General features: G+C 73.1%; 14 protein-coding genes. 10 read left to right on the top strand and 4 right to left on the bottom strand.

The window, feature by feature from the left end; all coding sequences use genetic code 11:
* Positions 1–1,857 carry an ABC transporter substrate-binding protein gene (locus LP52_RS22400; protein WP_040276353.1) on the bottom strand — a complete coding sequence of 619 codons (1,857 nt, stop codon included), beginning with the start codon at positions 1,855–1,857 and terminating at the stop codon, positions 1–3.
* Between the two features lie 302 nt (positions 1,858–2,159).
* On the opposite strand from LP52_RS22400, the gene LP52_RS22395 reads away from it, so the two are divergent.
* The 4 genes from LP52_RS22395 to LP52_RS22380 all read left to right on the top strand — a co-directional run bounded on the left by LP52_RS22395 (position 2,160) and on the right by LP52_RS22380 (position 7,917).
* Positions 2,160–2,873: a metal-dependent hydrolase gene (locus LP52_RS22395; RefSeq protein ID WP_084723412.1), complete on the top strand. Its 714-nt coding sequence runs from the start codon at positions 2,160–2,162 to the stop codon at positions 2,871–2,873.
* 93 nt (positions 2,874–2,966) lie between these two features.
* The gene (locus tag LP52_RS22390; RefSeq protein WP_040276379.1) at positions 2,967–3,629 is read left to right on the top strand and encodes an O-methyltransferase; all 663 of its coding nucleotides are present in this window, start codon (positions 2,967–2,969) and stop codon (positions 3,627–3,629) included.
* 119 nt (positions 3,630–3,748) lie between these two features.
* Entirely contained in the window at positions 3,749–4,900 is a 1,152-nt protein-coding gene (locus LP52_RS22385; RefSeq protein WP_040276350.1) for an exonuclease SbcCD subunit D, read from the top strand.
* Positions 4,900–7,917: an AAA family ATPase gene (locus LP52_RS22380; protein ID WP_040276349.1), complete on the top strand. Its 3,018-nt coding sequence runs from the start codon at positions 4,900–4,902 to the stop codon at positions 7,915–7,917. The genes LP52_RS22385 and LP52_RS22380 overlap by 1 nt, the downstream gene beginning before the upstream one ends.
* A gap of 747 nt (positions 7,918–8,664) precedes the next feature.
* Here the strand turns inward: LP52_RS22380 and LP52_RS22375 are convergent.
* Complete coding sequence (locus LP52_RS22375) at positions 8,665–9,531, bottom strand: aldo/keto reductase (protein ID WP_052810152.1); 867 nt, start codon at positions 9,529–9,531, stop codon at positions 8,665–8,667.
* Positions 9,532–9,658: 127 nt separating this feature from the next.
* Between LP52_RS22375 and LP52_RS22370 the strand changes: the two genes are divergently transcribed.
* Positions 9,659–10,354, top strand: a complete 696-nt coding sequence (locus LP52_RS22370; protein ID WP_052810151.1) for an AAA family ATPase — start codon at positions 9,659–9,661, stop codon at positions 10,352–10,354.
* A gap of 7 nt (positions 10,355–10,361) precedes the next feature.
* Positions 10,362–10,763, top strand: coding sequence for a hypothetical protein (locus LP52_RS22365; RefSeq protein WP_040276376.1), 402 nt, complete (start codon positions 10,362–10,364; stop codon positions 10,761–10,763).
* Positions 10,764–10,819: 56 nt separating this feature from the next.
* On the opposite strand, the gene LP52_RS22360 is transcribed toward LP52_RS22365, so the two are convergent.
* Together LP52_RS22360 and LP52_RS22355 are read right to left on the bottom strand one after the other, a co-directional pair.
* The gene (locus LP52_RS22360; RefSeq protein ID WP_040276348.1) at positions 10,820–11,758 is read right to left on the bottom strand and encodes a TIGR03621 family F420-dependent LLM class oxidoreductase; all 939 of its coding nucleotides are present in this window, start codon (positions 11,756–11,758) and stop codon (positions 10,820–10,822) included.
* 86 nt (positions 11,759–11,844) lie between these two features.
* On the bottom strand, positions 11,845–13,896 hold the full coding sequence (locus LP52_RS22355; RefSeq protein ID WP_040276347.1) for a cytochrome c oxidase assembly protein: 2,052 nt from the start codon (positions 13,894–13,896) through the stop codon (positions 11,845–11,847).
* Between the two features lie 740 nt (positions 13,897–14,636).
* On the opposite strand from LP52_RS22355, the gene LP52_RS22350 reads away from it, so the two are divergent.
* From LP52_RS22350 to LP52_RS22335, 4 genes are all read left to right on the top strand, one after another.
* Positions 14,637–15,956, top strand: a complete 1,320-nt coding sequence (locus LP52_RS22350) for an amidohydrolase family protein (RefSeq protein WP_040276346.1) — start codon at positions 14,637–14,639, stop codon at positions 15,954–15,956.
* 125 nt (positions 15,957–16,081) lie between these two features.
* Positions 16,082–17,200 (top strand): alanine dehydrogenase, encoded by a 1,119-nt coding sequence (gene ald, locus LP52_RS22345; protein WP_040276345.1) that lies wholly within the window; start codon positions 16,082–16,084, stop codon positions 17,198–17,200.
* A gap of 200 nt (positions 17,201–17,400) precedes the next feature.
* Positions 17,401–18,546 carry an enolase C-terminal domain-like protein gene (locus LP52_RS22340; RefSeq protein ID WP_040276344.1) on the top strand — a complete coding sequence of 382 codons (1,146 nt, stop codon included), beginning with the start codon at positions 17,401–17,403 and terminating at the stop codon, positions 18,544–18,546.
* 157 nt (positions 18,547–18,703) lie between these two features.
* Complete coding sequence (locus tag LP52_RS22335; RefSeq protein ID WP_040276343.1) at positions 18,704–19,159, top strand: MaoC family dehydratase; 456 nt, start codon at positions 18,704–18,706, stop codon at positions 19,157–19,159.
* Positions 19,160–19,214 lie beyond the last annotated feature (55 nt).

Genomic DNA, 19,214 nt, shown 5'->3' with positions numbered 1-19,214 from the left:
CTACTCGCGGTCCTCGGCGCTGGCCGCGCGGCGGCGCATGGCGTAGACGCCCCCGCCGACGGCGACCAGCACTACGGCGCCCAGCCCCGCCAGCGCCCACACGGGCACGTCCGCGCCGGCTTGGGAATCGGCGGCGGGAACGGCCGAGCTCCACGACCAGTGGCCGTCCTGGCCCCAGATGTTGCCGCCGGGGTCGGGCTGGACCTGGATGGAGGCGATCTGATCGGAGCGGTAGGCCTCCAGGGTGTCGGCGTAGGTCAGCACGTTGACCACGGCCTCCTCGTACAGGATGCGCTGCATCCGTTCGACCGTCTCGGCGCGCGCCTGCGGGTCGTCGTAGGTCGCCAACTGCCGTTCGTAGAGGCGGTCGTAGTCCTCGTTGCAGAAGTAGGAGTCGCTGCGCATGGTGCCGGGCTCGCTCGGCAGCGCGTCGCAGGTGTGGATGCCCAGCACGTAGTCGGGGTCGGGGTTGACCGTCCAGCCGGTGAAGATGAGGTCGTACTCGCCGGCGTGCAGGGCGTCGCTGAGCACGCCGGGATCGACGGTGCGGTTGTCGATCTCGATGCCGATGTCGCCCAGCCGCTCGGCCATCAGCTTGCCCATGGCGACGTAGTCGGGCCTGTCGTTGTGGACGTGCATGCGCAGCTTCAGCCGGTCGCCGTCGGGCGAGACGCGCACGCCGTCGTCGCCCCGCTCGTAGCCCGCCTCGTCGAGCATCCTGTTGGCGGCGCCGGGGTCGAAGTCCAGGCGCTGGGACTCCCGGGGCGTCCAGTGGTAGGTGTCGTAGCGGGCGGGGATGTAGCCGTCGGCGGCCTGGGCGTAGCCGCCGTAGACGTTCTCGACGATCTCGTCCTTGTCGAGGGCGCGCATGATGGCGCGGCGCAGTACCCGGTCCTTGAGGGCGGGGTGGCCGTCGCCGAACTCCTCGCCGTCCCGGGTGGCGGCACCCGGGTTGACGGTGAAGCCCTGGAACCGCTTGCCGTCGCCGGTGTTGACCGTGACGCCCTCGGTGTCCTTCAGGGCGTCGGCCTGGGCGGGGGTGAGCCCACTGACGAAGGAGATCTCGCCGGCGCGCAGGGCCTCGACCTGAGCGTCCTGCTCGGGCATGTAGCGGAACACCAGCCGGTCGAACTCGGGCGGGTCGCGCCAGTAGTCCTCGTTGGCCTCCAGGGTGATCGACTGGTTGGGCTCGTGGCCGGTGATGACGAAGGGGCCGCTGCCGACGATCGGGAAGTCCTCGTCGTTGTTGAAGGAGCCGAGGTCGCCGATGTCCTTCCAGATGTGCTCGGGCACGATCGGGATGTCCAGGGCCAGCATGGTGGCCTGCGGCTGCTTCAGTTCGATGCGCACTGTGGAGTCGTCGACGGCCTCGACGTCCTCGAAGTTGGCGACGAAGGTGCCGTTGGCGGTGGCGGCGCTCTCGTCCTCCGTCATCGTGGTGTAGGTCCAGGCGACGTCCTCGGCGGTCACGGATTCGCCGTCGCTCCAGGTCGCGTCGTCACGGATGGTGTAGGTCCAGGTCAGCCCGTCGTCGGAGGTCTTCCAGGACTCGGCCAGGCCGGGGATGGTCTCGTTGGTCTCGGGGTCGTAGTTGGTGAGGTAGTCGTAGGCCAGCCGGTGGATGCTGGTGCTGATGAGCCGCTGGGCCAGGAACGGGCTGAGCGAGTCGACCGGCTGCGAGGCGGCGACGGTGAGGGTGTCGGCGCCGTCCGCGGTCTCGGCGGCGGCCGGCGCGGCGGCCGACAGGGCGGGGGCGGCGATGAGCGCTGCTGCGGTGACGGCGGCGGCGGTGCCCGATGCCGTGCGGTTCTTCGGCGCGCCGGCGGCGGGCCGGGCGGGATCCTGCGGTCGGACCATGTGCTGCTCAACCCCTCGGGTTCGCGGTGCGGGGGAAGACGGGGTGTACAGGGATCGTGACGCACGGAGCAGTTGGTTGTTTACCAGGCTGTACAGAATTGCGTCAACGATTTACACCACGCGTGTCACACTCCGTTCACGATCGCCGCTTCGCCGGCCGGAGGGCCCGTCGCGCAGCAGCGCTGAAACCCCGCCCGCGACACCGGCGCACCGCGGAGAGCACCCCTGTACGGCCGGTTTCCGTCGCTCCGAAACCGCCGCTGATTCGCCTGAAAAACCGCAGACCGTTACTGTTTCCGCTCATGATGGGGCACGCGCACGCACTGAGCGGCATAGTCGGATGGATGGCGGTCGTTCCTTTCCTGGACGGCCAGGAGTACTTCGGAATCCACTTCGACCTGGGGCCCGGCGAGATCGTCGCCGGCTCGCTGGTATGCGCGGGATCGGCCCTCATCCCCGACCTGGACGCCAAGAGCTCCACCATCACCAACACCTACGGGATCTTCACCCGCGGCCTGAGCGCCCTGTTCAACTGGATGTTCGACGGTCACCGCAACGGCACCCACTCGCTGCTGTTCGCGGGGCTGATGGGCGCGCTGACCCAGGCGCTGGCGCTGTGGTCGCCGATGGCGGTGCAGATCTTCGTGTTCCTGCTTTTGGGCATCGCCTTCAACGGGCTGGGGCTGGGCAGCGACAAGAACAGCGTCGCCTCGGCCGTCATCAACGCGATGGCCACCGGCGCCGTGACGCTCGCGCTGTTCACCGCGGGCGTCGACTACACCTGGATCGGGTTGGCGGTGGCGTTCGGGTGCCTGCTGCACTTCGGCGGCGACATGGCCACCGAGCTGGGCGTGCCGCTGATGTGGCCGGTCTCCAAGTACCGCGTCGGCCAGAACATCGGCTTCACCACCGACGGCAAGGTCGAGCGCAATCTCGTGACGCCCGCCCTGACGATCTCCATCGTGCTGCTGACGCTGTACCTGTTCCCGTGGCCGGAACTGCTGCCCGAGGTGTGAGCGGGGCGGGTGAGGGGCCTGCCGCCGCGGAGACGGAGCGGCGCCGCCCGCGCCGCCGGGACAGCCGGGCCGGGCGCGGCTAGAGTGGCGGACGTGACACGCGCTTCGGAATCCCTTCCCCCGGAACTGCACGACTACCTGGTGGCCCACGGCGCCCCGGTCGACCCGGTCCTGGCCGACCTCGCCGCGGAGACCGCCCGGCTCTACCCCGATCTGACGACCATGCAGATCGGACCGGAGCAGGGTACGTTCATGACGCTGCTCGCACGCATCGGCGGCGCCCGCGACGTCGTGGAGGTCGGCACGTTCACCGGCTACTCGGCCATCTGCATGGCGCGCGGCATCCCCGAGGACGGCACCCTTCTGGCCCTGGACGTCAGCGAGGAGTGGACCGCCCTCGCCCGGCGCTACTGGGAGCGGGCCGGGATCGCGCACAAGGTCCGGCTGCGCCTGGGGCCGGCGCTGGACACGCTGCGGGAGCTGCCCGAGGACCGCCGCTTCGACCTGGCCTTCATCGACGCCGACAAGGAGGGCTACATCGGCTACTGGGAGGAGCTGGTGCCGCGCATGCGCCCCGGCGGCGTGCTGCTGGTGGACAACACCCTCTCTCACGGGCGCGTGGTCGACCCGGCCGAGACGTCCGCCCCGGTGCAGGGCATCCGTGATTTCAACGACCACGCCCTGGCCGACGAGCGCGTCGAGCTGGTGCTGCTGCCGGTGGGCGACGGGCTGACCATGGCGCGCAAGCGCGACTGAGTCCTCGCCGTCCGGGCCGCCGGCGGCCCGGACCGGTCCCCTGCGGGCGCTTCCGCTGCGTCCACGGCTTCGCGGGACTCACTGCGCCACGGGTCCCGCCTGAAGTACTCTGCCGGAACATGCGCCTCTTGCACACCTCCGACTGGCATCTGGGACGCTCCTTCCACCGCGAGAACCTCCTCGACGCCCAGGCCTCCTTCGTCGACCACCTGGTGGACACCGTCCGCGCCGAGCGCATCGACGTCGTCGCGGTCTCCGGCGACCTCTACGACCGCGCCCTGCCCCCGGTCGAGGCCGTGCGGCTGTTCGACGAGGCGCTGCGCCGCATCCGCGACACCGGCGCGCGAGCAGTCCTGATCAGCGGCAACCACGACTCCATGGTCCGGCTGAGCTACGCCACCGACCTCATCGACGCCGCGGGCGTGCACGTGCGCTCCTCGCTGGACTCCGTGGGCGAGCCGGTGCTGATCGACGACGAGCACGGGTCCGTCGCCTTCTACGGCATCCCCTACCTGGAGCCCGAGATCGCCCGGCCGCACTGGGGGCTGGAGCGGCGCGGCCACGCGGCCGTCCTCGGCCACGCGATGGACCTGGTGCGCGCCGACCTGGCCGGGCGCCCCGCCGGCACCCGCTCGGCGGTGCTCTCCCACGCCTTCGTCAGCGGCGGCGAGCCCTCCGACAGCGAACGCGACATCTCCGTGGGCGGCGCCTCCCACGTGCCGGCGTCGGTGTTCGACGGCGTCGACTACACCGCACTGGGCCACCTGCACGGCCGCCAGACCATGGCCGAGACGGTGCGCTACTCCGGTTCTCCGCTCGCCTACTCCTTCTCCGAGGAGCACCAGGTCAAGGGGTACTGGATCCTGGACATCGGCCCCTCGGGCGTGGCCGCCGCCGAGTTCGCCCCGGCCCCGGTGCCGCGGCCGGTGGCCCGCATCAGGGGCCGCATCGACGACCTGCTCACCGGCGAGCGCTGGGAGGCCTACACCGGCCACTGGCTCCAGGTCACCCTCACCGACCCGCTGCGCCCGGCCTTTCCCATGGACCGGCTGCGTGAGCGGTTCCCGCACACCCTGGTGCTCGACTTCGCACCGGAGGACCGCCAGGACGGGGACGGCGGCACCTGGCGGCAGCGCACCGCCGACCGGTCGGAGTCCGAACTGGTGCTGGACTTCGTCGACTGGGCGCGGGGCGCGCCGCCCACCGAGGACGAGCGCGAACTGGTGGCGTCGGCGTTCGAGGACATCCGCCGCCAGGAGGCCGACCGCTGATGCGCCTGCACAAGCTCACCGTCCGCGCCTTCGGCCCCTTCGCCGGAACCGAGACCGTCGACTTCGACCGCCTCGGCGACGGCGGCCTCTTCCTGATCCACGGCCCCACCGGCGCCGGCAAGACCTCGGTGCTGGACGCCGTGTGCTTCGCCCTCTACGGCCACGTTCCGGGCGCGCGCGAAGCCGCGCGATCGCTGCGCAGCAACCACGCCGGTACCGCCACCGCACCCGAGGTCGCCCTGGAGCTGACCGTGGGCGGGCGGCGGCTGCACCTCCTGCGCCGACCCGCCTGGCAGCGGCCCAAGAAGCGGGGCACCGGCACCACCGAGGAGAAGGCCAAGGTGGTCGTCCAGGAGCTGCAGGAGGGGACGTGGCAGCCGATCACCAACCGGCCCGACGAGGCCGGCCAGTTCGTCAAGGACCGGATCGGACTGTCGCTGGCCCAGTTCTGCCAGGTGGTGCTGCTGCCCCAAGGCGACTTCGCGCGGTTCCTGCGCGCCGACGCCAAGCAGCGGCGGAGTGATCTGGAGCGCATCTTCGCCGCCGGGGTGTTCACCCAGGTCGAGGAGTGGCTGGCCGACCGCGCGCGCACCCTGGGCCAGGCGGCCGGGCAGGCCGAGGCCGCCGTCGCACAGACCGCCGACCTGGTCGCCGAGGTGGGTCGCAGCGCCCGCCCCGAGGGCGACGTGGAGGAGTTGGCGCCGTGGGCGGCCGAGCTTGCTTCACTCGCCGCGGGCACGGCCGACGACACCGCGCAGGCGGCCGCCGCTGCGCGGCGCGAGCGCGACAGCGCACGCGGGGCGCTGGAGGAGGCCCGCGAGCTGGAGCGGCGCCGTCGAACCCGCGCCGACGCGCTGCGCCGCGAAGGCGAGCTGGCCGAGCAGGCGCCCGAGCGCGCGAAGCTGCACGCCGAGTTGGAGGCCGCCGAGCGGGCGGCCGGGGTGATGCCGCTGCTGCGTACCGAGGAGTTCCGGCGCACCCAGCTGGAGAAGGCCGAGCTGGCGGCGACCGAGCGGCTGGGGCTGGTGCGCCGGCTTGCGCCTACGGGCGGGGACGGGGCCGACCGCTACGGCGACGACAGCGGCGACCGCGGCTCGGTCCACTATCGCGAGGCCCTGTCGGCGGCCGAGCGGGAGCGCCGCGACGAGATCGCCAAGCTGGAGCATCTGCGCGGCGACGCCGAGCGCCTGCGCACGGTGCGCGCCGAGATCGCAGCGGCCGACGCCGAGACCGAGGAGGCGCGGCGCCGACTCCAATCGTGCCTGCAGGAGGCCGCCGACCTGCCCGGCCGACGCGACCGGGTGGTCGCCGAGCTGGAGGATGCGCGCTCCAGGACCGGCTCGCGCGTGAGCGCTGAGGAGGTGCTCGAACTCGCCCGCGCCCGGCACGGATCGGCGCAGGCACAGCAGCGGCTCACCGAAGAGCTGGCACAGGCGCAGGAGCGGCGGCGCACCCGGGTCGACGCAGCGCAGGCGGCCCGCGACAGGTTGCAGCAGGTCCGCCGCGCGCGTATCGAGGGCATGGCCGCCGAACTGGCCGACCGGCTGGAGGAGGGCGAGGCGTGCCCGGTGTGCGGGTCGGTCGAGCACCCGGCCCCGGCGGTGGGGGCGCCCGACCGTCCCTCTCCGCAGGACGAGGAGTCGGCCACAGCGGCCGCCGAGGCGGCCGCCGAGGAGCGCAGCGCCGCCGAGAACGCTGTCGCCAAACTCCAGGAGCAGCTGACCGCCGCCCAGGAGGCCACCGGCGGGTTCAGCGAGGCCGCCGCCGCCGAGCTGGTCGACGAGCGGCGCGCCGAACTGGAGCGCGTCGACGCCGCCGCGGCCGAGACCGACCGGCTCGCCGCCCGGCTGAAGGAGATCGAAGGGGCGCTGGAGAAGGCGCGCACCGACGAGGCCGAACTCGACCGGCGCATCGCCGAGCTGGAGGAGGGCCGCGCGCGCCTCGCCGCCGACGCCGAGCGGCTCACGCGCACCCTCGATGCGGCGCGGGGCGGCGACTCCGATCTGGCCGCGCGGATCGGCCGGCTCGGCGAGGAGGCCGACCTGTTGGCGGAGGCGGTGCAGGCGCTCGACGACCGCGCGGCCGCGGCCGAGGAGCTGCGCGCCGCCGAGCGCGAGGCGCGCGCCGCCTGGAACGGGGCCGGGTTCACCGGCGCCCACCAGGTGCGCGCCGCTGAGCGGAGCGACGACGAGCGCCACCGGCTGCGCGAGCGGATCCGCGCCCACGACGACGAGGTGGCCAAGGTGCGCGCGGTTCTGGACGACGCCGAACTCGCCGCGGCAGGCGCCCGCCCGGCGCCGGACGTGGCGGGGCTGGCCGCGGCGGCCGAGGCCGCCGAGGGCACGGCCGAGCACGCGGTGCGCTGGCGCGACCACTTCGCCGACCGCGCGCAGCGGCTCGCCGAACTGCGCGCCCGGCTGGAGCACGGGTTGGCGGAGTCGCGCCCGGCCCGCCGCAAGCACAGCGTCGCCGACGGCCTCGCCCGTCTGGCCGCCGGCACCTCCGGCGACAACCGCGAGAACGTGCGGCTGTCGGCCTATGTGCTGGCCGCCCGCCTGGAGCAGGTGGTGGCCGCGGCCAACGACCGGCTGGCGACCATGGCCGGCGGCCGCTACGAGCTGCGCCACACCGTCGACAAGGCGGCCGGCGACCGCTCCCGCTCGGGCGGGGGCCTGGGCCTGCGGGTCCTGGACGCCTGGACCGGCCAGGAGCGCGACCCCGCCACCCTTTCAGGCGGCGAAACCTTCGTCGCCTCGCTCGCGCTGGCCCTGGGCCTGGGCGACGTCGCCGCCCAGGAGGCGGGCGGCGGCGACATCGACACCCTCTTCATCGACGAGGGTTTCGGCACTCTGGACGAGGAGACGCTGGAGGAGGTGCTGGAGGTCCTCGACTCCCTCCGCGACGGCGGCCGAGCCGTAGGCGTGGTCAGCCACGTGGCCGACCTGCGCACCCGCATCACCACCCGCCTCCGGATTCTCAAGACCCCGACGGGTTCCCGCTTGCAGCAGACGGGGTGAGGAGCCGGCGCGTCGAGGTTCGCGTGCGGCTAGGCAAGAGCGGGTGCTCCCCCTGCCGGCCGGGGTGGAACAGAGGCTCCCGAACGCCGCCGTGAAGCCGCCGATGCGCTGTCGGCGACGACTCGGGAACTGGGTCCCGATTGAGATGCCCTTTGCTGTCCTGTACGACGCCAACGTCTTGTATCCGAGCACGCCGAGGGATCTGCTTATCAGGCTGGCTCGGTCAGGCTTGTCCAAGCCAAGTGGACCCAGCGGATCCTGGACGAGACCTTCAGCAACTTCAAGCTGAACCGCCCCGAGTTGTCTGGAGAAGCCCTCGACCGCACACGGGAATTGATGATCTCTGCCGTTCGGGACCGCCTCGTCACGGGCTATGAACCCTTGATCGAATCCCTGGACCTGCCAGACCCGGACGATCGGCATGTACTGGCGGCAGCGATTCGCGCCCGCGCCCGCGCCCGCGCCCAAGTCATCGTCACGGAGAACTTGTCAGACTTCCCCGCCTCGGTCCTGTCACACTGGGACGTCGAGGCCGAGAGCGCGGACGACTTCATCCTCGACCAGATCCATCTGGATCGGAAGGTGGTCTGGGCATGCGCCCACCAGATCGCCGACTCATGGCGCAAACCGCCGGGAACAGTCGCTGACGTGCTCGCCAACCTTCAACGCCACGGCCTCCACGGATCGGTAGCAGAGCTGCAATCCGACTGGCGCGGCCGGTTCGGCCCCGTCCTACCCGCCTGTTCGTCACAGGATCTCCAGCGGGGTGGGGCCGGTCGGGGGCGGGAAGGCGCGGTCGAGGGCGGCGAGTTCCTCCTCGGTGAGGTGGATGCCGGTCGCCTCGGCGTTCTGGCGGGCGTGGTCGGGGTCGGCCGCCTTGGGGATGGCGACGACGTCCCCGTCGCGGATCGTCCAGGCCAGGGCCACCTGGCCGGGCCGGACGCCCCGGGCCCGGGCGATGTCGCACACGGTCGGGTCCTCCAGGATCCTGCGGCGGGCGCTGCCGCCGTGGCCCAGCGGCGAGTAGGCCATCACCGGCAGTCCGGGCGCGCTGTCGCGGCACCACGGGAGCAGGTCGTGTTCGATTCCACGCGAGGCCAGGTGATACAGGACCTGGTTGGTAACGCAGGCCTTGCCCGAGGGGACGCGCCACAGCTTCTCCATCGCCGCGGTGTCGAGGTTGGACACACCCCAGTAGCGGATCTTGCCCTGGTCGCGCAGCTCCCCCATCACCGCCGCGGTCTCCGACAGCGGAACCGACCCCTGCCAGTGCAGCAGGTAGAGGTCGATGGTGTCGGTGCCCAATCGGGACAGACTGCGCTCGCACGCGTCCCTGGCCCTTCGCCGCCCCGCGTTGTGCGGGTATACCTTGGAGACGATGACGACGTCGTCGCGGCGGCCGGCGATCGCCTCGCCGACCACACGTTCGGCGCCGCCCTCGCCGTACATCTCCGCGGTGTCGATCAGGGTCATCCCCGCGTCGATGCCCGCACGCAGCGCCCGCACCTCTTCGGCGCCGCGGTCAGCGCGCTCGCCCATATGCCATGTGCCCTGGCCGACCGCCGGGACCCGGATCGAGGGTCCCAGCGCGACCGTCCCGTCGCCACGTCCCATTCGCCGCACTCCCTGCACTCGATTCCACCGGCTCCGCCGCTGCGCCTGCGTCCCGCGGCCGAACCGGACCGGCCGTTCCAACGCCGACCCTTAACCATCGCTTATCCGAGAGGCGCATAACCCCTCCATGTTCCCCTCGACGGCTCCGGCCGCTACCTCCACCCCCGCACACGTCATGCGCGCGGGGTCCGCAACGCGGGTACTGCGGTATCCGTCCGACGCGCTGCTGCTGGTGGGAGGCATCCCGGGTGCGGGCAAGAGCACGCTGCTCAACCGGCTGTTCGCGCTCCAGGGCACGGAGACCCGACCGGTCCCCACTCCCGACGGTGCGTTGGTCGTCGACTCCCAGCAGGCGCGCAACCGGCTCGCCCGCCGACTGCGCGCACTGCCCTACCCCGTTCGGCGCTGGGTGACGCACGTGGTGCACTACCTGGTGGTACTGCGCGCGCTGCGCACCGGGGGCGGCCCGGTGGTGGTGCACGTGACGGCCACACGGCGCGCGGCGCTCGGGCTGCTGGGGCGGTACTGCCGCCGACGCGGCGTCGGGGTCCACCTGCTGCTGATCGACGCCGATCCGCAGGCCGCGATGCAGGGCCAGATCGAGCGGGGCCGGGCTCTGGACCCGCGCAGCCACCGCCAGCACGTGCGGCGGTGGCACCGGGTGCTGGCCGACTGCGCGTCGGGGGCGGAGGCGGTGGTTCCGGGGGCGCGCTCGTGCGTGCTGATAGACCGCGCGGCGGCCGCCGCACTGACCGAGATCCGGTTCACACCGGCCGCCCACGCGCCACATGACGGCGGGGGCGCACCCGGCGCGATGCCATAATGTGCGGGTGAACTCGCTGGTCGACATCGTTGTGTTCGGGATCGCCGGCGCCGTCGTGCTGGCGGCTGTGGTCGGGTTGCTGCTGGTCGCCGGGCGCTCGCTGCCCAAGGGCGCGCTCGGTGCCGTGTGCGTGGCTCTGCTACTGGCGGTCCCGGCGATGGCCGCGAGCCGGACGCTGAGCGGAGGCGTCGGCGCGGGCGGGGCGTTCCTCGTCGCCTCGGCGGCTGTGGTGATCGTCTACGCAGCCGGTGTGGCGCTGCTGCCGATCGTGACGCGCCAGGCCGCAGCCGGGCGCGGTGTCGCCGTGCCGAGCGGACTGCGGATCACGCCCGCGACGGCGGGCGGCGGCCTGCTGGTGTGCGCCGTACTGGGGGCCGCCGGCACCGGGATCGCACTGCTTATCGGCTGACCCGCCTGTCCCGGCGGCCGCGGGCCGCCGGCGCAATCGCGCCCCCACCCTCCGGCCTACTGCACCGTTGCGGCCGAACGCTCGCGCGCGGCGGTCTCGCCGACCTGGTCCCGCACTACGGGGATCACCTCGCTCAGCGCCTCGCGGTAAGGGCCGTGCGTGGTGATGTAGGAGAACCCGAACTCCCTGCGGTCGGCGGTCAGCTCCGCGGCGATCTCCGCGGGCGTACCGATGAGCACGTAGGGCACGTCCAGCACCTTGCGGGCGGTGTCCAGGCCGGTGCCGGCGTGGTCCCGGGCCAGCTCGGCCGCGCTCTTCTCGGCGTCGTCGGTGACGATCACCGCCTGCACCAGCAGGTTGAACTCCAGGGCGTCGGCCCGCTGGCCCGCCTGGGCGCGGACGAAGTCCACCCGGCGCCGCGTCTCCTCCAGGTCGGCGACACGGAAGCTGCCCATCCGGGCGCCCTTGATCTGGCTGAGGCCCGAGAAGCCGACGATGTCGGCGTGGCGCGCCGCCAGTTCGAGGCCGCGGTCGCCGTGCGCGCCGATCAGCAGCGGAGGGCGCGGGACCTGATGCGGCAGCGGCTCCTGGCCGTCCTCGGCGAAGAGCCGGTCGAGCTCGCCGATGCTGTTCTCCAGCCGCTCCATCCGCTCGGCGTGGGGCCGCCAGGGAATGCCCGCCGCTTCGAACTCCGACTTCATGTGCCCGGCTCCCAGACCCAGCTCCAGCCGACCGCCGGAGACCCGGTCCACTGTGGCGGCCTCGCGCGCCAGCAGTGCCGGGTTCCAGAACTCGTTGTTGAGCACCAGCGTGCCCAGCCGGATGCGCGAGGTGGCAGCGGCGGCCGCGGCCAGCAGCGCGAACGGCGATGCGGCGCCCAGATGGTCGGGGACCTGGACGGAGTCGTAGCCCGCTTCCTCGGCGGACCGGCACACCTGCATCCAGCGGTCGATCTCGTCGTGGCGGCCGGAGAAGCCGAACCGGAATTTCCTCATGGAATCGAGCCAATCGGAATCGCGCTTGCGGCGCCACCCCGTGCCGGTCCTCCGCCGGAATTTCCGCTCAGGGCGGAGGCACCGCCTCAGCTCCGGCCTTGTGAGCGGCGCTCCAGCTCGGCCAGGTAGGCGTTGTAGGCGTCCATGTCGGCGTCGTCGGAGCCGTCGCGCCGGCTGTGGCGCTCCCTGCGGCGCTCGGTGCGCTCGTCGTCGACCCACCACTGCCGGACCATGGCCAGCGTCACCAGTGCCGTGGGGACCTCTCCCACCGCCCAGGCGATGCCGCCGCCGGTGTACTGGTCGGCGCTCTGGCCATCCAGCCAGGGCACCTCGAACTGCCCGTAGTAGCCCATCGCCAGCGGCTCCGCCTGCATCATGATCGCGATCCCGAAGAACGCGTGCACGCCCATCGCCGCCAGCAGGAGCACCAGGCGCAGCAGGTAGGGCAGCTTGCGCGGCCCCGGGTCCAGCCCGACGATGATCCAGTAGTAGAGGAATCCCGTGACCAGGAAGTGCACGTTCATGAGCAGGTGCCCGGTGTGGTCGTTCATCAGCGCCGGGAACAGCGGGGTGAAGTACAGCGCGTAGGGGCTGAGGACGAACAGCGGGGCCGCCACCGCCGGGTGGGTGACCGCCTTGGAGAACCTGCTGTTGACGAAGGCGGTAAGCCACTCGCGCGGGCCGCGGTCGCCGCGGCGGCGTGCGGGGTGCAGCGCGCGCAGCGCGAGGGTGACCGGTGCGCCCAGCACCAGCAGGATCGGCACGAGCATGGACAGCACCATGTGCTGCACCATGTGCATGCTGAACACCACCATGGAGTAGGTGGCGATCCCGCTGAGCAGCATGGCGGCCAGTACCGCCAGACCCGCCGCCCACGAAACCGTACGGCCCCAGGGCCAGCGGTCGCCGCGGCGCCGCAGGCGCACCACGCCCGCGGCGTAGCCCCCGCCCAGCACCGCGACCACCAGGGCGAAGAACAGGTCGGGCCGCCACAGCGTGAGCAGGGTCTGCACGCTGACCGGCGGGGGCACGGGGAAGCCCAGGATCGCCTGTGCGGTGGTCACCTCGCCCTCCTGGGGCGGAGGCGCCGTGCGGCTCAGCGCCGCGGCGATACCCATCGTGGCCGACATGACGGCGATCTCCACGCCCGCCAGGCGGGCGAACAACCGCCGCCCGCCGGTCTCGGCGATGCGCGGGATCGTACTGCGGCGATGCGCCCAGCCGATGGCGCCCAGCACGAGGAACAGCGCCGCCTTGGCGAGCACGATCATGCCGTAGGAGGTGGTGAAAAGGTCCGCCACCGAGTACATGCGGCTCGCGGCGCTGGCGACGCCGCCCACGCCCACGCCGATGTAGGCCCACAGCGCCATCCGGCTGAACCGCTCGGCGGCGACGGGGGCGTCCTGGGCTCTGGCGCGCAGCCCGTGGAACGTCACCGCGGCCAGGCCGCCCACCCACAACGAGACCGCCACGACGTGCAGGGCCAGGCCGGTGACGGCCAGTTCGTGACTGCCCGCCGAAGCGGAGTGGCCGGTCAGCGCGGGCGGCAGCAGCCCCGCGCCGGTCAGGGCGAGCGGCGCGAACGCGCCGGCGGCGGTCTCGGCGGTGCGGCACAGCAGCGCGACCGCGCACGCCAGCAGGATCGTCGCGAGCATCCCGATGCCCTGGGACACCGATACGGCGTAGCTGGTGAGCTGGTCGCCGATCACTTCACCGGGCGGCAGCCCGGATACGTCGGAGAGCTGGAACACGAGGGTGGCGCCCGCGGCCGCGGCCCACACCAGCGCCGGCCAGGCGGCGGCGCGCAGGTATCCCAGTGCCTGCGGCCCCAGGGCCCCCTTGCGCAGTGGCAGCAGGAACAGGGCGAGGACGATCGGACCCGCGGTCAGCGCGGCGGCGACGTCGCGCACAGTCGTGGCCACGGGAAGGCCCCAGCGCGTGAGGGGGCCCGCGTCGGGCAGGCCGGGGATGACCCGGGCGGTGACCGCGCCTCCGGCCACCAGGGTGACGACGAGGGCGATCAGGCACGAGGCGACGGCGGCGACGGCGATGGTGGCGGCGGTGTCGGCGCCGGGAGCGCGCGCGGACGCGCCCTCCTCGTGCGGGAGGTCGCTTCCGCGGACTCCGGGGGAACTCACGGGGGCCGCTCCGTGGGTCAGGGGTGTCTGGTCACTGGCGGTTGCGGCGGCGGACCACCGCAGCGGCGGCGGCCGCGCCGACCAGGACTCCGGCCGCGCCCCACATCCAGGGGGCGATCCAACCGGTCATCTCGGCAATGAGTAGAACACCGACGTCCACGCGAACACCACCACGAACCAGAATAAATCTACTACAGCCTGTCGGAGACGCCGCCCGCATCCGGCTCCCGTGACCGGGGCCGACGAGGACCGGCGGCGGACCCGATCCGCCGGCGGCAGGAGCGAGCCCGCCGTCTTCTCCTGACACCCGAGTGTTCCCCCAGGAACGGGCGCACACCACCTGCGCCGCGCGCAGGGCACACGGATCGGCGGAGGGCACCGTGCGGGAGGAGGCCGCGCGCGCCGACCGACGGGACCGGACCCCCGCGCGGCACCGGGCGCCTCTGCTGTGCTCTCCCCTTCCGGCGCCTCCCCGCCCCGGAGAACGCCCCGGCGAAAACCCGCCGGAAAAGCACACCGATCCCCTCGAAACGGCACACCCGCGCATGCACGTCCCTTCTTTTCATTCACGGCGCGTTCGTGCAGTCGGGCCACTGTGCGGCGGCGTTCGCGATACGGTCGGTCAATCGATCCGCACCGGCGGCGGCCGGGGCCGCGCCGATTGCGGATATCCGATCGCGGGTGCGGACGATTCCTGCGCTGTCGCGAATACCGCCATCGAGCAACGGAGGGGATTCGACATGCCCCGGTTCGACACCGTCATCCGCTCGCGGCAGGTCGCCACACCGGCCGGGGTCGAACCGGCGTCGGTCGGCATCAGCGCGGGAAGCATCGTCTCCGTCGGCGACTACCGGGCGCCCGGCACCGCCCAGCACGACGTCGACCTGGGCGACACCGCGCTGCTGCCCGGCGGGGTCGACGTCGACGCGGCCGTCCAGGCGCCCGGGCAGGATCTGCGCGAGGGGTATGCGGCGACAGCGACCGCCGCCGTGCGGGCCGGCGTCACCACCCTGGTGGTATCGAGCCCGGCCCGTCCCGCCCTCACCGGCGAGGCGGGGCTGCACGCCCACCTGGCCGCGGCCGCCGAGAGCCGCGCCCGGGTCGCGTTCCTCGGCGCCGTCACCGCCGCCAGCACCCCCGCCGACCTGGCGGAGCTGCGCGCGGCCGGGGCGGTGGGCTTCCACTGCTCCCTCTCCGACGGCGCCGGCCCCGACTCCTCCCGCCTCGACGACGCCCGGCTGCGCAAGGCGATGATGGAACTGGCCGCGCTGGAGGCCCCGCTGGTGGTCCACGCCGAGGACGCCTGCGAGCTGTCGGAGCCGCAGGGCTCGGGCCTGTCGGCGCTGCTGGAGGCGCGGCCTGCGCGGGCGGAGCGGCGCGGGGTGGAACGGCTCGTCGCCGCGGCCCGCATGGCCGGCACCCGCGTGCTCGTGTCGCCGTTCACCGCCGCCGAGTGCGCGGCGGTGCTGGCGGCCGCCCGCGCGATGGGCGCGGACATCAGCGCCCAGACGTGCCCGCACTACCTGTGCCTGCCCGCTGAGCAGGTGCCCGACGACTCCCCCGCACACACCTGCCGTCCGCCGCTGCGCAGCGGCCCCAACCGCAACGCGCTGTGGAGCGCGCTGCTGGCCCCCTGCGACCCCGTGATCACGCAGGTCGGTTCGGGTCACAGGCCGGGCACCGGTGTCTCCGCGATCTCCTGGACGCTGTCGGCGCTGTGGACCGCCGCCCGACGGCGCGGCTGCGACCTCGCCGACCTGGCGCGCTGGACCGCCCGAGCACCGTCCGAGCTGCTGGGCATGGACCGCAGGGGCCGCATCGCCCCCGGCTGCGACGCCGACCTGGTGGCCTTCGACCCCGCGGCCGAGCAAGCGGTGCCGGCGACCGATCCCGGCCCCTACGCCGGGCGCACGCTGGCGGGCCGAGTGACGGGCACCTGGATCGAGGGCAGCGGTGCCTACGGGTGCGCGCTGCCCTCCGCCGCGCGAAACCGTTCCGCGGTCGACGGCGGTGACCCGCTGCACGCGGCACCGGATCCCGCGGCGGTCCCGCCGCGCTGACCTGCCCGCCCGGGGGTTACATGCTGTAAACATGCCGCGGAAACGAAAGCCATAGTGGAGATGGCGGCGCGGCACCGGGAACGCGAGAGTGAAGACGTATCAATGACGATGCGAGGAGGAGTCCCGTGCGCGTCGGCGTGCCCAGCGAAGTGAAGAACCACGAGTACCGGGTGGCCATCACCCCCGCGGGTGTCCACGAACTGGTCACCCGCGGCCATTCGGTCGCCGTCCAGAGCGGGGCGGGCCGCGGGTCCTCCATCTCCGACGAGGAGTTCGCCGCGGCCGGTGCCCGCGTCCTCGACTCCGCCGACGAGGTGTGGGCCGAGGGCGACCTCATCCTGAAGGTCAAGGAGCCGGTGGCCGAGGAGTACCACCGCATGCGCTCCGGCCAGACGCTGTTCACCTACCTGCACTTGGCGGCCTCGCGCGAGTGCACCGAGGCGCTGCTGGAGCACGGCGTCACCGGCATCGCCTATGAGACCGTGCAGCTGACCGACGGCTCGCTGCCGCTGCTGGCCCCGATGTCGGAGGTCGCGGGCCGACTCGCCCCGCAGGTGGGGGCCTACACCCTGCAGCGGCCCAGCGGCGGCCGCGGCCGGCTGATGGGCGGAGTGCCGGGTGTGAGCCCGGCGCGGGTGACCGTCATCGGCGCCGGCGTCGCCGGCCTCAACGCCACCCGCATCGCCGCGGGCATGGGCGCCGACGTCACTCTGCTCGACCTCAACGTGGCCAAACTGCGCCACGCCGACGACGTCTACCAGGGCCGGGTGCGCACCGTCGTCTCCAACGCATTCGAGCTGGAGAGCGCTGTGCTGGAGGCGGACCTGGTGATCGGCGCGGTGCTGATTCCGGGCGCCAAGGCGCCCAAGCTGATCTCCAACGAACTGGTCTCCCGGATGCGTTCGGGCTCGGTGCTGGTCGACATCGCCATCGACCAGGGCGGCTGCTTCGCCGACTCCCGCCCCACCACCCACGACGACCCCAGCTTCGCCGTGCACGACAGCGTCTTCTACTGCGTCGCCAACATGCCCGGCGCGGTGCCCAACACCTCCACGCACGCGCTCACCAAGGAGACGCTGCGCTATGTGCTGGAGCTGGCCGGCAAGGGGTGGCGGGGCGCACTGGCCGAGGACCCGGCGCTGGCCCACGGGCTGAACACGCACGGCGGCGTCGTCACCAACGATGCGGTCGCCGAGGCCCACGGCCTGAAGTCGCGCACCGTCGCCGAGGTACTGGACTCCTAGGCAGGAGGCCGGGCCGCCGGGCCGGCCCGGCGGCCCTGACGCACTCGGGCCGCGGCTTCCGCTGCGGTGCGGGGCAGGCGTGCAGGCCCCGCACCGCTGGCAGCCTCGGCGGTGAGCGGATACGTTCGGTGGGGGCGGCCCATCGAGGCAGAACAGCCGCCTTCCTGCACCGATCCCTTCCGCATCGAGACGGAGCCCGCGTGTCACCCACCGAACCGGCAACGCTTGCCCGCGTCACGGGCATCGACGCCACCCTGGTCAGGTTGCCGCTGGTCCATCCCCGCTCCCGCGGCGCGGCCGAGGCCCGGCCGCAGTTCGCCCGCCACGCCCTGGTGCGGGTCCGCGACGAGTCCGGCAACTCCGGGTGGGGCGAGGTGCCCCTGATCGACGACGAGCGCTGGCGCATGCTGGTCGACGACCATGCGCCGGCCCTGCTGCGCCACAGCTGGCAGCGGCCCACCGAGGCCGCCGAGGCCTGGGCGGACCTGCCCCGGGTCTCCCCGGTGGCCGCCGGGCTGGACGCCGCCTGCTGGGATCTGTGGAGCCGCCAGCGCGGGACGCCGCTCTCCCACGCCCTGGGCGGCAACCGCACCGCCTTCACCGCCGGCGCCACGGTGGCCCGCCAGCCCTCCGAAGAGTCGCTGGTGCGCGAGGTCAACCGGCAGGTGGGCAGCGGCTTCCGGCGGGTGCGGCTGGAGGTGGGCCCCGGCTGGGACACCGACGTGGTCCACACCGTCCAGGAGACCTTCCCCTACCTGGTGCTGCAGGTCGACGGCGGCGGGCGCTACACAGAGGACCCCGCCGATCTGCGGGCGCTGCACGCGCTGGACTCCTACGGGCTGGTCGCCATCGAGGAGCCGTTCGCCCGCGGCGACCTGGACGCCCACGCGCGGCTGCGGCGCGCACTGCGCACGCCCGTCGCGCTGAGTACCTCGATCGACTCGCTGGAGACCCTGGACCGCGCCATCGCAGCCGAGGCCGCGGGAGCGCTGAGCCTGCGGATGAGCCTGCTGGGCGGACTGACCCCGGCGCGCCGCGCCCACGACCGCGCCGTCGACGCCGGATGGGACGTGTGGTGCGGCTGGGACGCCGAGTCCGGCGTGGGCCGGGCGGCCATCGCCGCACTGGCTTCGCTTCCGGGCGTCTCCCTGCCGAGCGAGATGCCCCCGGCGGGCGGGCACATCACCCGCGAAACGGTGCGCCCGCCGGTGCGCGCGCACGAGGGCATCACCGCCATCCCGCTGACCGTCCCCGGCCTGGGCTACGAGGTCGACACCCGGCAGGTGCGCAGCATGGCCCTCGACTCGGTGACGCTGGGGCACGAAGCGGCCGACTCCCACGCCTGACGGCCCTCCTCCGGCACCGGGCCGGAACGGGCCGCCGCCGTCCGCGCCGACCGCTCCACGGCCGCGAATCCCGACGCCCGCCCCACTGCCATACCGAACGGTCGGTTCGCTAGAGTCTGGGGAGTCGTCCGTCCGGGCCAAAGGAGTGCACACGAACATGCGGACCTTCACCGACCTCGCCGAGCTCGTCGCCGCCAAGGGCGAACACCTGGGCTACAGCGACTGGTTGACCGTCACCCAGGAGTCCATCGACACCTTCGCCGACGCCACCGGCGACCACCAGTGGATCCACGTCGACCGGGAGAAGGCCGCCGCGGGCCCCTTCGGCGGGACCATCGCCCACGGGTTCCTCACCCTGTCGCTGCTGTCGGCGTTCAGCCCGCAGGTGTGGCGGCTGGAGCGGCAGCCCTCCATGGCGATCAACTACGGCCTCAACCGGGTGCGCTTCCTGCAGCCGGTGCACTCGGGCGCGCGCGTGCGCGACGGCATTCAGCTCACCGACGCCCGCGAGGCCAAGAACGGGACCCTGCTGACCTTCCAGCACACCGTCGAGATCGAGGGCGAGGAGCGCGACGCCCTCGCCGCCGAGGGCCTCTCGCTGATCGTGCCCTGAACACACCGGCCCGCGCGAGGCGGGCGCCCGCACGCGGCGGTGCCTCCGCCGCCGC

The sequence above is a fragment of the Streptomonospora alba genome (genome assembly GCF_000826685.1).
In the GTDB taxonomy this organism is placed as follows: Bacteria; Actinomycetota; Actinomycetes; order Streptosporangiales; family Streptosporangiaceae; genus Streptomonospora; species Streptomonospora alba.
This window is presented reverse-complemented; position numbering and strand designations above follow the sequence as displayed.

What these genes read in the sequence shown, in the direction of transcription:
- LP52_RS22400 (WP_040276353.1), bottom strand. Translation starts at nt 1,857, where the DNA reads ATGGTCCGACCGCAGGATCCCGCCCGGCCCGCCGCCGGCGCGCCGAAG.
- LP52_RS22395 (WP_084723412.1), top strand. Translation starts at nt 2,160, where the DNA reads ATGATGGGGCACGCGCACGCACTGAGCGGCATAGTCGGATGGATGGCG.
- LP52_RS22385 (WP_040276350.1), top strand. Translation starts at nt 3,749, where the DNA reads ATGCGCCTCTTGCACACCTCCGACTGGCATCTGGGACGCTCCTTCCAC.
- LP52_RS22380 (WP_040276349.1), top strand. Translation starts at nt 4,900, where the DNA reads ATGCGCCTGCACAAGCTCACCGTCCGCGCCTTCGGCCCCTTCGCCGGA.
- LP52_RS22375 (WP_052810152.1), bottom strand. Translation starts at nt 9,531, where the DNA reads ATGGGACGTGGCGACGGGACGGTCGCGCTGGGACCCTCGATCCGGGTC.
- LP52_RS22370 (WP_052810151.1), top strand. Translation starts at nt 9,659, where the DNA reads ATGTTCCCCTCGACGGCTCCGGCCGCTACCTCCACCCCCGCACACGTC.
- LP52_RS22360 (WP_040276348.1), bottom strand. Translation starts at nt 11,758, where the DNA reads ATGAGGAAATTCCGGTTCGGCTTCTCCGGCCGCCACGACGAGATCGAC.
- LP52_RS22350 (WP_040276346.1), top strand. Translation starts at nt 14,637, where the DNA reads ATGCCCCGGTTCGACACCGTCATCCGCTCGCGGCAGGTCGCCACACCG.
- LP52_RS22335 (WP_040276343.1), top strand. Translation starts at nt 18,704, where the DNA reads ATGCGGACCTTCACCGACCTCGCCGAGCTCGTCGCCGCCAAGGGCGAA.